The following is a 14764-nucleotide window of genomic DNA, read 5'->3' on the forward strand; positions in this document are numbered from 1 at the left end:
GTGTGGAAAGAAGAGGGTGGGGCGGCATCGCGGCCATGACCACGCAAGGCCGCGATGCGCTCGGTTTTCTGGGCCTGGCTGCTAGCGGGTCAGGCCGGGCTGTGGTCCGGCGGCTGTGGTCTGGCCTTAGTTCGCTGTGATGCCCGCACGCTTGATGATCGGCGTCCAGCGCGCGTCTTCCGACGCCAGATAGCGCGTGAATTCCTCGGGCGTACTGCCGCGCGCCTCGGCGCCCAGCTCATCAAAACGCTGAATGATCGTCGGCTGCGCCAGAATCTTCGTCAGCGCTTCGCTCAAGCGCTTCTGCACATCCGGCGGCGTGCCTTTGGGCGCCAGCAGCCCGGTAAACGTGGCCGCCTCCATGCCCTGCACACCCGCTTCCGCAAACGTCGGCACGTCCGGCATCGACGGCACGCGCTTGGCCGTCGTCACCGCCAAGGCGCGCAAGCGGCCGTCCTTCACATACGGCAGCGCCACTGAAATCTGATCAAAGTTGAAATCCACCTGGCCGCCCAACAGATCGGTTGTGGCCGGCGCGTTGCCCTTGTATTGCGCCGTCGTCCAACGCGCGCCCGTCAACGACTGCAACAGCTCGCTGACCAGATGATTCGTGGTCCCCGCACCCGGAGACGCCATGTTCAGCTTGCCCGGCTCCTTCTTCGCCAGCGCCAGCAACTCAGCCAGCGTCTGCGCCGGCAAGCCCGGCTTCACCTGCAACACCAGCGGCGTGTACGACACCGAACTGATCGGCGCAAAGTCCCGATCCCACTTGTACGCATCCCGCTTGAAAATCAGCGGCGAGAACAGCAGCGGCCCGTTCGCCGCCATGAACAAGGTGTAGCCATCGGGCTCGGACCGCGCCACCTGCTCGCCGGCAATCATGCCGCCCGCACCCGGCTTGTTCTCGACAATAAACGGCTGCCCAAACGCCGCCTGCAAGCCCGGCGCAATCAGCCGCGCCGCCACATCCACATTGCCGCCCGGCGGATAGGGCACCACGATCTTCACGGGCTTCTCGGGCCACGCGGCGTGCGCCAGGGAAGTCAGAACGGTCAGCGCCACCGTGGCGCAGGCGCGAAGCGCATTGCGATGCATGGGTTGTCTCCTGGTCGTGTCATCACGTTTTGTTTGTTGTGTTTGACGACACTCTAGAAATTCCTGCGCCGCTGAACAATCCGAATTTCAAGAAAAGTTCCGGATATTGGACTCTTTTGGCAGGTTGCTTTGCGGGTCGCTTCTGGCATGACCGCATTTCGCCGCAGAATTACCCTGGGCGTCTATTGCGCACGCGGTTTTATTCATTGTTGAATGTTCAATATCCGGACTACGGAGCCAGACCCACCATGCACTTTCCCGCCAGCGACCTGAACCCCGAACAAACCTACCGCCTGATGAGCGGCATCGTCGTGCCACGGCCCATCGCCTGGATCAGCAGCGTCAACGCCCACGGCGGCGTCAATCTGGCGCCGTTCAGCTGCTACACCTTCGTCTCAAACAAACCGCCCATGATCGGCGTCAACATCGGCCGCAAAGCCGGCAAACGCAAAGACACCGCCGAAAACATCCTGGCCAACCGCCACTTCGTCGTCAACGTCGGCGACGAAACCCTGCTTGATCCCCTGCACGACAGCGCTCAAGAACACCCGCCCGAAATCAGCGAAGTCGACGTGCTGGGCTTAAGCGTGCTTCCCGGCGCCGTTATCGACACCCCACGGCTTGCCGCCGCGCCCATCAGCCTGGAATGCCGCTTTCATAGCGTCACCCCGTTTGGCGACACCGGCGCCGAGTTCTTCGTGGGCGAAGTCGTGATGTTCCATATTCGCGATGGCCTGCTGCAAGACGGCAAGATCGATACCGCATTACTACGCCCCATCTGCCGCATCGGCGGGCCGAACTACGCATCGCTAGGCCCCATCGTCACCAAGCGCGGTATTCAGCAGACGCCCAAATCCATTATCAAACCGGAGGCCGCGTGAGCGAATCAGAAGATAAAAGCGCATCCGGCGCGCAGACCGTGCGCAGGGCCTTGGCGCTGCTGCGGCTGATTGCCTGCGGACAAGAGCGCGGCGTGCGGCTGGTGGATCTGGAACGCATGTCTGGTTTGAATCGGCCCACCGTGCATCGTTTGCTCAAGACGCTGGTGCAAGAGGGCGCGGTTGAACAGGATTCAGAAACGCGACGGTATTTGATCGGGCAAGAGATCAGTTTGCTGGGGCTGGCCAGGACAAGGCGCTTTCCGCTGCTGACGCTGGCGGACCCGTATATGAGCGAGCTGGCCGATCAGGTGGGGGATACGGTGTTTTTGAGTATTCGACATGGGCACGATTCGATATGTATTGGGCGGCGGACGGGAAGGCATCCGATACAGGTGCTGTCGATTGAGGTGGGGGTTAGACGGCCGCTGGGCGTGGGGGTGTCGGGGGTGGCGTTGTTGGCGAGTTTGGGAAGGGAGGAAAGTGTGGAGTTGGTGCGGGGGAATGCGGCCAGGCTGGAGGTGATGGGGGAGCGGGTGGAGGATGTGATTGCGCGGGTCGAGGTGGCGCGGAGGGAGGGGATTGCGCATGCGGCAATGGGGTTAATGCCGGGGACTAGCGCGGTGGCGGTGCCGGTGTTGACGGAGGGAGGGGTGGCGCTGGGGGCGATTACGGTGACGGCGATGGCGGAGAGGTTGGGGGTGGAGAGGTTTGGGATGGTGGTGGAGAGGATGAAGGCTGCGGCGGGGGGGATTGCGGGGAGGTACGCACAGGTCTTGGGTCAGACGTAAATCTTTGGCCGGACGCCATCTGTCCGTGAGTTGTCCCGGGCGCTAATAGGAAGTTCGGCCAAGCTTCTGCGTCGCCGCTATGGCGTTCGCTCCAAATGTGCAATGCCATAGTGGTCAATTCTCTCGGCCACCATGAGACTGTGCCACATGGTTCCTTCGCGCTTCAGCAACGCCTCTCTGTGTCCGACCATTACTGGCGACGGCTGCTGCGTATCATTTAGAAAAAAAACGCCATGTGCAGTAATATCGGAAGCGTTTTGGCCTGTGCTCCGGCACTGCGTCTGAAACGAAGCGTGTCTACAGCACTTGTGGCGCGAATTGCCGTCTGCCGGCATTCCAGTGATGTGACCCGCCTCTAGTACGAAACAGTAAGGCCTTTCCTTGGTTTGTCCTGTCTTCTGTGGTTCTCAATATATGAGGCAAGGAAGGGGGGAGGACACCGCACATCTAAAGGGGCGCTGTTGCATAGGCGCTCATCTGTCGGATGTTCAAGCAACTTATGCACCGCGCGAGCCACATCTCGCGCACATATTGGAGCAGCGCATGGAACTGATGGAGAAACTCAGAGGTCTTTCCGAGAAGATTCGGCAGCAAGGTTCCGGAATCAAGACCGAGGAAGCGACCAAGAACGCATTTGTTATGCCGTTCATCCATAACATCTTGGGGTACGACGTATTTGATCCCAATGAGGTGACGCCCGAGTTCATCTCCGATGTAGGCACAAAAAAGGGCGAAAAGGTCGATTACGCGATTCTTCAGAATTCGGAAATCCAGATCCTGATTGAGTGCAAGAAGTTCGGTGATCCGCTCAACATAAATCACGCCTCCCAACTGTTCCGCTATTTTCACGTCACGACAGCGCGAGTTTCGGTTCTTACCAATGGACAGATATATCAGTTCTACACCGATCTTGATGCGCCTAACAAGATGGATCAGAAGCCATTCTTGGAACTTGATCTGCTAGATATCGACGATTACATCGTGCCGGAGTTGAAGAAGCTCACTAAAGGCGCCTTTGACCTGGAGTCGGTCATTAGCGCGGCTGGAGAACTCAAGTATTTGAGCCAGATCAAGAAGGTCGTGGCGAATCAATTCGTAGCGCCAGAAGAGGATTTTGTGAAGTTATTCGCTTCGCGAGTGTACGAGGGCGTAATTACACAACGCGTTCGAGACCAATTCTCTTCGTTGACGAAACGCGCTTTAAGTCAATTCTTGAATGATCAAATCAATGAACGACTGAAGTCTGCCATGAGTAGCAACGCGGTTGCCTCCGTAGTTGCAGACACACCAGAAGCGGAAAATGTGGAAAATAAGGCGGACGACTCAATCACCACGACGCTCGAGGAGATTGAGGGGTACCACGTTGTCAAAGCAATTGTCAGAGCTGTCGTCGATGTCAAACGCGTGGTTCAACGCGACACCCAGAGTTATATGGGAATACTGTTGGATGACAACAATAGAAAGCCTATATGCCGTCTTCATTTCAACCGTGCCCAGAAGTACGTCGGAATATTTGACGAGAATAAATCCGAGACCCGGCATCCCATTTCGTCAATAGACGAAATATATGGCTTTTCAGACGCGCTGAAGAAGACAGTGGGATTCTATGCGGCCGATGCTGCAACTTGACGCATCTGGCCGTGGCAGAGAGGGCGACAATAAAGCTCTCAGATCGAAATAATGGTGTCAGCCTGAGAGATAGCGGCGGATAGCTGGTGAATTGCCGGTTGATACCTATATCCCCGCGGTTTAACTTGTGGCCTGCTAGGTTTGATGGTTTGTGCGGGCTGGCGCTTGAGCCATGAAGTTGCTCGATTGGGATTCGATAAATTTAATAATGCGCTATGAATATCGATAAAATATCTAAAACAACGATAGTTTTCTTAATATTTTCCGTTGCACTGGCTGTGATTTCTATCTCTTTGATGATGTGGTCCAGCTATAAAGCCAACCAGCCTCTTATGATTTACGGCCGAGAATTTGGTTTTGGTACAAATGAGCTAAAAAAAAGAACAGAAGATTTGCTGCAGTGTCGTTCAACTGCGGAAAACGCTGCAAATGATTTTCACGATACCTTGGAATGGTTCAAGGCGGAGAATTCCAGGTTGAAGGCAGAAAATTCTAAATGGACTTCTGAGTATCAGGCGCGTGCGAGAAGAGATGCTGAGATGTGGTATCCGGTTAGTGATATAGATTTCGTGGAAGAGGGGACTTTTACGACATCGGATGGTAAAGAAATGGGCAAGGGGGCGTGGAAAAGTAGTAGCAAAGATTTGACGCTCAAGTTGCTCTCATCTTGGGTTGGTGAGGTTGTATTGGAAACTAATCTGAATCCCCCATCGGATAGGATTCGGCTTGATAAGAATGCGATGATTATAAATGCTAATGTTTGGCAATATAGAGTTTACTTGTTATCTTCCTACAGCGACAGAGCTAGTGTTAGGGTCGAAAGGAGGGGGAAATAATTTTGTTGGTTAGTTCAGAAATAAGGTGTCAACCGGGACTACCTGGATTTTATGGACAGTTTGGTTAAGGAACTGCCGCCTCAATCTGAGCCGGGGTTCAATAGCCAAGCCCCTGATGATTCGCCGGCTGTTGTAGAAGACATCGATGTAGTCAAAGATCGTCAGCCATGCGTGGGCCTTGCTGTGGCGAATAAGGTGTTGGACTCATGCCTCCGAGTTGAACAGGGCATCAGAGTTGCAAGTCGTAGTTCTGGATCCTGTCATAGGCAGGGAGATAAGCTGTCAACCTGCAACTTCGATCGAGTCATGCCCGGGGTTGACCCGGGAATCGGAATTGGAAGCCGTAGTTCCCGAGTCTGTCTCGAGCAGGGTAACTGTTGCCATTATTAAATTAACGCATTCGAACAAAAATGAGCCGAGTAACCGTAGACGACCTCCCTGACCCAGACGATTCACGAGCGGTGTTCGCCTTTGCAATGTCCTTCAGTGGCTATGAATATTTCGGCTCGTTTTCCGCTTCTATGAAAGCGGCAAAACTGCGCACGCGCGCGACATTGCTTGATGTTCGGAATGAGCTTTTTGCTTCGGCTCGTGCGTCTCGGCATGCGGGAACTGAGGATTTCTTAGACTTGTACCGCGAGTTGCTCCCCTTACTGCATGAACTAATTGGGCCGGATGCATAAGTCTGTTGTTAGCGGAGGTTGCTGGAAACGTTAATCACGTGCCGCCGCAATCATTCCGAAGTTAGCCGAATTAAGGTGTTTTACTCAAATTTGGCCTGGTCCACTGCGGTGTTCAAGTCTATTTGGTCTGACACCTTTGTTTTTGGTGGATGTTTGGAGCATAGGTTTCAGACTGCAATTTTGCACTGACTTGTCGTCTGAAATGTAGTCAGACACATTTATTTCGTGCTTATGATGCAGGCCGCATCGGCACTTTAACTGTCCCAGCAAAGGGTAGGTATGTATATCGAACGCATTCAGGTAGAGGAAGGCTTTCTTGCAGGGCTCGATGTCTTTTTTACGCCCGGGCTCAACACGATTATTGGTGCACGCGGGACCGGTAAAACATCGCTCATCGAGCTGATTCGGTTTTGCCTCGATGCAGTGGGCACGTCTGCCGACACTTCGCGGCGAAGTCGCGAACATGCAATGTCGATTCTGGGAAGTGGTCAAGTCACCGTCTCGTTGATGGCCGAAGGGCAGCAAGTTCTGGTGACGCGAACGGCAGTTGAGAGTGGTCCGCGCGCTAGCGCGCCTTTTGTAAAGCCCCTTGTCTTCTCTCAAACAGAAATTGAGACAGTTGGCCTGACCCCGGGCGGACGGATCGGACTAATTGACAGTTTTTTGCCGGTCACAGAGGGTGAACCCGAGGCTTTGCCCGCCAGCGAAATCCGTTCAGTTTCTTCCCAAATCGAGAAGGTCAGAGGTGAGCTCGAAGACGCCGCAAAACGTCTAACCGAGCGTCCCGAAATTGAGGCTGCATTGGCTGCCGCGTTGCAGGAGGAACAGGCCCTCACGGCAGGTTCTTCACATATCAGTAAGAAGACTGCCGCTTTACAGCAGATCTCCACATCGCTATCGGGGTTTTCTGCGTCGCTCGCCGGGCATCAGTTAATGGAGAACTTCCTTGCTACCTGGTACCAGCAAATCGAGAAGGCCCAGGCGGCCGAGGTTCAGTTCACCGGTTTGTCCGAAAATGAAGCCGAGCTTGCTAAACGTGCAATCGGTGTTGCACGAAGCAAGATGCAGGAGGCACTGGCGCTGGTAGCTGAGGCTTATCACACTCTGAAAGCGAAGTCCGAGAGCATCAACGCCTCGAAGTTGCAGCTGGAGGCAAGTGCACGTCAAATGCGGACGGAGGTGGACGTTCTGCAGGCCGGCGCTGGCGCGGTGATGCGAAGGGGACAAGAACTCCGGGAGAAGCATTCGATCATGACCGCTGCCTCCGCACGGGCACAGGCGCTGCAAGTGCAGCTAACAGCGCTTCTGCAAACACGGGACGCCGCGTTGGACACCTTAGAGGCAATTCGCGCTGACCGGGCGAAGCGTCGCGAAGCTGTCGCCGCAGATCTGAATCAGCGGTTGGGCCCGAACATCAGGGTCAGAATCCTTCGCAACGGTCAAGCGCCTGCATTCGCGGCCACAATCTCGGACCTTCTGCGTGGGAGTGGTTTGAAATATGGGGAGGTGGTCGGCCCGCTTGCCAGGCAGCTAAGTCCACGAGCCTTAGTGAAGTCTGTCGACGATTTCGATTTTAGGCTCGTCGCGCAGATCGCAAATATTAGCGAGGAAAGAGCGGCTAAGCTGCTAGGGTTCCTACGTTCAGCGGACCTGGGTTCTATCGCGACCTTGAATGTTGACGACGACGTGCAACTTCAACTGCTTGATGGGCAGGACTATAAAGACTTCGCCGAATTATCGACGGGTCAACGATGCACCGTGGTATTGCCGATCCTGCTCTCGCACCGGAATCGGATGCTGATCGTGGACCAGCCGGAGGACCATATTGATAACGCCTTCATCGCCGGTACCCTGATCCGCTCAATTCACGACAGTGCTGGTTCAGGACAGGTGCTTTTCTCGACGCACAATCCGAATATCCCCGTATTAGGCGGTGCCCAGACAGTTGTGCAGATGGGGTCCGACGGTAAAAGAGGATATGCGCTAAACAGGGGACCATTACATGCACCGCAGATCATCTCTGCGATCTCTTCGGTGATGGAGGGCGGAGCTGAAGCTTTTGCATATCGTGCGAATTTTTATGGTGCAAGTGCGAGTTAGCCGATGGAACGAGACGAGGCTTTGCGAGCGTTAAAGGAAGTTGCTCCTCTCCGGCGATTCGCAGCGGCTCGGGCATTGGCGGAAATAGGACGGGCCGAAGATGTCGCCGAGCTTCTAGTCGCGAAGAGCCTGGAAGCTGAGGCCTTTGTGTTGGGGTGGCTGGATCGAGCCATTTTGCGTTGTCGCGAAAGAGAACCTCTGACGGCCCCTCATTTGGCGACCGCTTTTGATCCTATCGCCTACCGCAAAGCAGTGGAGTGGGTGACCGGCGTTTTCGTGCACGAGATCGGCAATAAGTTTGGGCTCGCGGAATATTGCGCCGGCGAAGAAATAGCTGATTATGCAAATTCTAAGACTAGAAGTCGGATGTCGGATCTCTCCACAACACTGGCAGCAATCGAAGATCTTCAGCTCGCGACCAAATCGATGTCACAGGAAGAGTTCGATCTTGCGGGGTTCGTTGACCAGACGATTTTCGACGAGCAGTTTGACGGTGCTATTGAGTTGCTCGCAGTGGGCCCCCGCCCGATGCTGATATTTGGTGTTCCTCGCCTATTGAAGCTGGCGCTGCGCAACGCTCTTCGAAATGCGGTGGAAGCATCTAAACAGGTTGAAGCGGTCTACAAAATCCGCGACATCGATCCTGAAGGGCGAGAACGCAGAAAAGTCGTTGTGAACTGGGGTGTTACAGACACTGCGTGCTACCTATCGGTGCTCGATTCGGGGGTCGGAATTCCGAAAACTGGTGGATCATGGTTCGACCTAGGCGCCACGACCAAGCGGGGGCACTCCGGTTTTGGCTTGGCTATCGCCCGCCAGGCAATGGAGACCATGGACGGCACGGTCGACCTTGGTCCGTCGAATGGCGGCGGTGCAAAGTTTCTTATTACCTGGCAGCTAAACCTATGAACGTTCTTCTTGTAGACGACGATCCGAACTACCTTGATACGCTGCGTGAGATTGTGACAAAACTCGAGGGTGGAGTATCTCTCGTCGAAACGGACAACGCCGAACAGGCAATTGAGCTACTAAATACCCATTTTTTTGACTTTATCGTCCTCGATATGAGTATCCCGTGGAACGCAACCGATACGGTTGATAGCGCGGCGCACGGCATGCGTGTTTTAACCGAAGCGCAGGCCCGTGTGGCGGGCACGCCTATCTTCGTCCTCACTGGCTCGCCGGCGCGAGCATATGGTGAACACGTCGAAGATCTGCTGAAGGGGGGAGCGAAAGCGGATATTTGGGGTGACGGAGTCGAGCGAGCCGTCATGAACTTCAGTCTGAAACGTGATTTGCGGCGCTTTGAGGAAGTTCTAGCTAATTACGTCGAGGCATACCGGGCGATCCGCGACGTCGAACTGGACAAGGGCTCCTTAGACATTCGGGAAGGGTTTGACCGTCTTATACGAGTGTTCGCACGCGCTCTAGACAACGTTTCGTGTTCCGTGTCGCAAATCACTGGAGGACTTTCGGGAACGCCCGTGTTTCGGCTGCAAGTCGCTGACGTTCAAGGAAACGTAACGCAGGGTGTCGTTGGAAAGCTCGGACCCATTGGCAAAATCATGGACGAGGCAAACCGTTACGACAAGTTCGCAAACCGGCTACCACCCGAAGCCACGCCAAGAAAGATCCGTGTGCAGAAGTGGGGAGGAGGGGGTGATGCAGGCCTTTTTTATCAGCTTGCAAAGGGCTATGACGAGACGGTGTTCTCCATTATTTCGGCAGACGACCGTATTGCTCATACAGTGCAACAGCTTGAGCGATTGACTGCGGATTGGGTAAGGCGCACGGAACAAAAACAGGTGTGCGACATCCGCCGCGCGCAGATGTCTGACGATAAATATCACGAGATTGTCGAGACCTTCGGCATCCAATGGACAGCAGAAATTGAACGAAAGGCCGTTCGGACCAGCTGGGCCTGCACGCACGGCGACATGCATGGATCCAACATCCTCGTCGATGAAAAGTCGCGTCCCATCTTGATCGATTTTGGTGACATGTCTGATGGTCCATCGTCCCGCGACCCGATCACACTGGAACTTAGCGCCCTTTTTCATTCTGACGGGCCACTGCGTGGGTCAGGATGGCCAGGAGATGCAGCAGGCGCCATATTTGTAGATGTCGATGCATACCTCCGAGACTGCCCCGCTGCCGAGTTTGTAAAGGCATGTCGCCGATGGACGGACGCTCGGGTGGCCAGTAAGCGTGAAAGGCTTGCAGTTGCCTACGCGTATCTCGTCAGGCAATTGAAGTACGAAGACACTGATAAGCGATTAGCTATCCAACTGTTGGAAGGGGTAAAGCACGGCTTTGAGCAAACTTGATTGAGTCAGCAGACAAACTCCCCTGCACGAACGGCAACATATCTCGACCCCATTGCAAGCAATCGTTCGCCGTACGGAAGCTGATGCGAGGCTGCATCCTAGTTCAACCGTAGCTAAGCGGTGCATAGCGGCCACACGTCAGTAAAGCCCTAAATTCTTGACAGATTCTATAAAGAGTTGCTTGGCCAATCGAGGGTCGAACGGCAGCAATGGGTCGCAAGCCGACTTATGGACAGTGTTTTCTGCGCTTGCTGACATGATTGCGCTATTGCGTCGGAGTTCCTGCTCTGGAAAATAATGGATCTACCGGCGGTTCATCCATTGAGCTTGCCGCTAGGTCAGCGATCTGATCGCACAGGCTCTCCACTCCGCCAAGCAAATTCGACACCACCCAAGCATCCAACGGCCTTGCCCCCGCAGCTTCCGGCTCATTCACACTATTCCCCACAATCCTCGCAATAGCCCAAATTCCCAAGCAAGCCCGCTCGATCTTCCGCAAATCATCAACTCGAACAACACCAAACTCCGGATCATCCGGCGTGGCCCAACGGTCATAGGTAAAAGGGTGGTCGCTCATCTCGGCGCTCCGGTGTAATTGACGCAATGAAAGAAAGGAGGCCGCCATTGCGGCGGCCACTTGTTCTGTCTTTCCGGCTGTCAACCCGGGCGATCCTTTGGACCACGGGGCGAGTATGCCCCGTTAGGCGACGGACGCGATGCGGTTCCGTGCCAAATTGATCACGCTTTCTCTTACGTAAGCGCAATCGCAGGCTACTGATTACAGAAAGATCAGCAGCCCACCACCAGCTAAAGCTATCTCTGGTTCATGCCAATCACCCAAGCAGATACCTACTCAGCGACGGCCGTCCCAGCCACCGGCACAAAAAACCGATCCTTCAACTCCTGCAACCCAATCCTCTCCAACATCTCCGTCAGCCTCTCCGCAGGCTTCCTGGTCGGCAAATCCTTAAACTGCGCCACGATCAGCTCATTCTTCATCGAATGCTCCCACCCGACCAACTCAGTCACGCTGACCTGATACCCATGCGCTTCCAGCTGCAAGCACCGCAGCACATTCGTAATCTGGCTTCCAAACTCCCGCGTATGCAGCGGGTGCCGCCAAATCTCCGCCAGCGGATCAGCCAGTGCCTTGCCCTTATTCTTCCTTAGCACCGAAGCCACCTCCGCCTGGCAGCAAGGCACAACCACGATGTACTTAGCCTTCTTCTCCAACGCAAAGTGAATCGCGTCGTCCGTTGCCGTATTACAAGCGTGCAACGCAGTCACCACATCAATCGACGCCGGCAACTTATCCGACGTAATCGACTCCGCCACGGAGAGATTCAAGAACGACATCCCGCCAAACCCGAGCCGCTTAGCCAGTTCTTCTGACGACTTCACCAGTTCTTCACGAGTCTCGATCCCATAAATATGGGACCCATTCCCGACGGCATCCTTCTGTTCCTTGAAGAACAGGTCATACAAAATGAACCCCAGGTACGACTTACCAGCCCCGTGATCCGCAAGCGTGACGGCGCCGCGTTCTTGTTGGACGTCTTTCAGCAACGGCTCGATGAACTGAAACAGGTGATAGACCTGTTTCAGCTTACGGCGGCTGTCCTGGTTCATCTTGCCGTCGCGGGTCAGGATGTGCAGGGCTTTTAGCAGTTCGACGGACTGGCCGGGGCGGATGTCGTGGGTTTTTTCTGACATGGGGGAAGGCAAAGCGCCCCGCTAGTGGCGGGGCGCGTAGTGGCGCGGAAAGCGTCAGTTTAACGAAAACGCTGACGTGGCCGCAGGGCGGCGGAAAAGCGGGTCTTAGCCTACGGTGGCAAAAACCGGTTCGCCCAGGTTCAGCATCAAACGATTTGCCCAGGCGAAGATCGCGTCCGAGTGCAGCAGGTCCAGCACTTCGCCTTCGCTCAAGCCCGCGTCCTTCAATGCCTGGATGCTGTTGGCGTTGACGTCGGCCTGGGCTTCGGTGATCTGGATCGAGAACTGGGCAATCGCCAGTTCACGCGCAGTGGTGCCGGCGGTGTAGGGGTCTTCGAACACTTGCGCGATCACTTCATTACGCTTGGCCAGTTGTTCGAAGCGCTGCGCGTGGACGGATGCGCAGTACACGCAGCCGTTCACACGCGAGACGACCGTGGAGCCCAGCTCGCGTTCGGCGCGCGACAGGCCGCCTGGGGCGTACATGATGGCGTTGAAGGCGGTGGAGCGCTGGCGCAGGATTTCCGGTTGGTGGACCAGAAACAGGTAGTAGTCCGAGACCTTGGCCTTGGGGTGGCTTTCTTCCAGGACGGCGACTTGTTCCGGGGTGGCGGTGTCGACGTTGACGACGTCGAGCCATGCCTTCCACTCCAGCACTTCGTTGGTGAAGCCGTGGGCCTTGATGACGGCGCCGGGTTCGGTGGCGGCGGTGTTGGGTTCGAAGGGCGCGGGCGGGACGGCGGCGGCGCGGGGGGCTTGGCCTTCCAGGTCTTTCATCGCGGCCAGGCCGGCGACCAGACGGGTCTGGTACGACAGGAAGGCGATCAGTTGCGACAGGGTGACGACCGCTGGCGTGGTGACGCCTGCTGCGGGCAGGGTCTTCAGCGCGGCTTCGTCGCCTTCGACGGGGTTTTCGATCAGCTTGCGCGTGAATTCCAACACGGCAGCCAGGCGCGGGGTGGAGGCGTCTGACGGCTTGCCGGATTCTGCGACGGCGATGTCGGCGGGGGCTGCATCCGTTTCTGCCAAGCGGGCGCGGTAGTGCGAGGCCAGCAGCGGCGACGGGCTGATGCGGGTGGCGTACAGCGCGACCAGCAGGCGTTCGGCCAGCGACAAGCCGGGCAGTGCCGGGTCGAACAGGGCGTCGTAGCTGCCTTGCGTGGCGGCGGCGACTTTTTCGCGTTGGTGGCGGACTTCAAAAGTTTTGCTGCCGGGCGTCAGGCCGACGAGTTTGTCGACCAGATCAATGACGGCGTCATAGACGATGGGTTGTTGTGCCATGGGGATGTTCTCCTTGGTGTCTGATCAGCCGGCGTCGCCGGAAGTGCTTGCTGAATGGGCAGGAGCCGACTGCGAGCTTGCGGAATCCGCGCCAGTCGAACTAGCCGCTGTCGCAGCCGAAGCCGAAGCCGAAGCCGCCCGCGCTTTCACCGCCGCGTCCAAAAACTTCTTCACGCCTTCCCACGATTCCTGGTCGGCGCGTGCGTTGTCTTTCGGATTCCCGCCACTCGTGCTGATCTTGCCCGACACGGGGTGGGCGTAGACGAGCTGGGTGGTGGGCACGTACGGGAACAGGATCGAGTGGCCGCCGTTTTCGTAGTCGAGCCATTCGACGGGGTAGGGGTGTTTCACGTCGACCAGCTTGTTCTGCACCATCTTCGAGTACAGGCTGGACGGCCAGGAACCATCGTCGGTGGCCGACAGCAGCATGACCGGGCCTTCGATGTCTTCCACGCGAATGCGGGCGCGGGCGACGGCGTCGGGGTCTTGCAGCGCGGTCAGGATGGCTTTCTCGTGACGATGCGGCGATGGGCCTTCATCAAACGGCGCCCAGGTGGCGGTGCGGTTGTTTTCCCAGACGTGGGGGATGGGCTTGCCGCCCAGCAGCCAGGTCGGGCCTTCGCGGCCGATCTTGGGGTCGCAGGCGTTCTGGCCGCTGTGGACGACGGCGCCGGGTACGTAGGCGACGACGGCAGACACTTCCTTGGGGAAGGTTGCGCCCAGCAGCAGTACGAGTTCACCCCCGCGCGACTGGCCGCTGATGGCGACGAAGTCGTGCTTGGGTTGAACCTTTTTGCGCAGCCAGCGCAGGCCGGTCTGGAAGTATTCCAGCGGGGTGTTCGAGATGTAGTCGGACAGGCCCGGCGCTTTGAAGTACGCCAGCGCAAAGGCGGCGTAGCCGCGGGACGCATACAGCGCTGCGCGTGGTTCGTTGATGCCGCCGCCCGAGCCGTTCAGGATCATGACGGCGGGGTGCGAACCGGGCTTGCTGCCTGCCGGCAGGTACAGCGTGCCGACCAGACCTTCTTCGCGGACGTCGTGGCGCGTGACGCCGTCCAGCGCCAAGCGTTGCGTGAACGTGGCTTGCGCCTGCGCACCCGCCACGCGGGCGACCACGTCGGTAACCAAGGCATCGGTGACCGGGTGGTTGAAGTGTTCGCGGCTGGGGGAATCCACGGGCGCTTGCGACCAGACGAGGCCCATCGGGGCCACGCCGGTGTAGTCGCCCGAGAGGGGCGCGTCGCGGGTCAGGTCGACCACGCCGTCCTCGCCAGCCGTGTACGCAGCTTGCGCCTGCCAGAGCACGCCGTTGCGGCGGGTCAGCGCGGTGATTTCTACCCTCTGGCCCGGCTCGACGTGCTCGACCCGGATCTGGCGCGGCACGTCGATCAAGGCGTCCGCGGGGGTGATGGTTAGGGTCGGCACCATGGC

12 protein-coding genes are annotated in these 14764 nt (G+C 57.0%); 7 read left to right on the plus strand and 5 right to left on the minus strand.

From position 1 onward, the window contains the following. Window positions 1-126: 126 nt before the first annotated feature. On the minus strand, window positions 127-1095 hold the full coding sequence (locus AC1DSJ_RS01815) for a Bug family tripartite tricarboxylate transporter substrate binding protein (RefSeq protein ID WP_441370867.1): 969 nt from the start codon (window positions 1093-1095) through the stop codon (window positions 127-129). Between the two features lie 248 nt (window positions 1096-1343). On the opposite strand from AC1DSJ_RS01815, the gene AC1DSJ_RS01820 reads away from it, so the two are divergent. The 7 genes from AC1DSJ_RS01820 (at window position 1344) to AC1DSJ_RS01850 (ending at window position 10339) form a co-directional block, all read left to right on the plus strand. Continuing rightward, window positions 1344-1976 carry a flavin reductase family protein gene (locus AC1DSJ_RS01820; RefSeq protein ID WP_313462423.1) on the plus strand — a complete coding sequence of 211 codons (633 nt, stop codon included), beginning with the start codon at window positions 1344-1346 and terminating at the stop codon, window positions 1974-1976. Continuing rightward, the gene (locus tag AC1DSJ_RS01825; protein WP_441370868.1) at window positions 1973-2764 is read left to right on the plus strand and encodes an IclR family transcriptional regulator; all 792 of its coding nucleotides are present in this window, start codon (window positions 1973-1975) and stop codon (window positions 2762-2764) included. The genes AC1DSJ_RS01820 and AC1DSJ_RS01825 overlap by 4 nt, the downstream gene beginning before the upstream one ends. 543 nt (window positions 2765-3307) lie before the next feature. Then, the gene (locus AC1DSJ_RS01830) at window positions 3308-4393 is read left to right on the plus strand and encodes a type I restriction endonuclease (RefSeq protein ID WP_441370869.1); all 1086 of its coding nucleotides are present in this window, start codon (window positions 3308-3310) and stop codon (window positions 4391-4393) included. 215 nt (window positions 4394-4608) lie between these two features. Then, the gene (locus AC1DSJ_RS01835) at window positions 4609-5229 is read left to right on the plus strand and encodes a hypothetical protein (RefSeq protein WP_441370870.1); all 621 of its coding nucleotides are present in this window, start codon (window positions 4609-4611) and stop codon (window positions 5227-5229) included. A 962-nt stretch (window positions 5230-6191) separates the two neighbouring features. Next, entirely contained in the window at window positions 6192-8012 is a 1821-nt protein-coding gene (locus tag AC1DSJ_RS01840) for an AAA family ATPase (RefSeq protein ID WP_441370871.1), read from the plus strand. Window positions 8013-8015: 3 nt separating this feature from the next. Beyond that, window positions 8016-8921 (plus strand): sensor histidine kinase, encoded by a 906-nt coding sequence (locus AC1DSJ_RS01845; protein WP_441370872.1) that lies wholly within the window; start codon window positions 8016-8018, stop codon window positions 8919-8921. Next, window positions 8918-10339 (plus strand): response regulator, encoded by a 1422-nt coding sequence (locus tag AC1DSJ_RS01850; RefSeq protein ID WP_441370873.1) that lies wholly within the window; start codon window positions 8918-8920, stop codon window positions 10337-10339. The genes AC1DSJ_RS01845 and AC1DSJ_RS01850 overlap by 4 nt, the downstream gene beginning before the upstream one ends. Before the next feature lie 265 nt (window positions 10340-10604). Here AC1DSJ_RS01850 and AC1DSJ_RS01855 read toward each other — a convergent pair whose 3' ends face one another. From AC1DSJ_RS01855 to AC1DSJ_RS01870, 4 genes are all read right to left on the minus strand, one after another. Continuing rightward, window positions 10605-10916 (minus strand): hypothetical protein, encoded by a 312-nt coding sequence (locus AC1DSJ_RS01855; protein ID WP_441370874.1) that lies wholly within the window; start codon window positions 10914-10916, stop codon window positions 10605-10607. A 272-nt stretch (window positions 10917-11188) separates the two neighbouring features. Next, window positions 11189-12052 carry a class I SAM-dependent methyltransferase gene (locus tag AC1DSJ_RS01860; protein ID WP_441370875.1) on the minus strand — a complete coding sequence of 288 codons (864 nt, stop codon included), beginning with the start codon at window positions 12050-12052 and terminating at the stop codon, window positions 11189-11191. Between the two features lie 105 nt (window positions 12053-12157). Then, complete coding sequence (locus tag AC1DSJ_RS01865; protein ID WP_441370876.1) at window positions 12158-13333, minus strand: CMD domain protein; 1176 nt, start codon at window positions 13331-13333, stop codon at window positions 12158-12160. A 24-nt stretch (window positions 13334-13357) separates the two neighbouring features. Then, window positions 13358-14761 carry an acyl-CoA thioester hydrolase/BAAT C-terminal domain-containing protein gene (locus tag AC1DSJ_RS01870; protein ID WP_441370877.1) on the minus strand — a complete coding sequence of 468 codons (1404 nt, stop codon included), beginning with the start codon at window positions 14759-14761 and terminating at the stop codon, window positions 13358-13360. Between the last annotated feature and the right edge of the window lie 3 nt (window positions 14762-14764).

It is taken from the genome of Achromobacter sp. 01N37 (assembly GCF_056399725.1).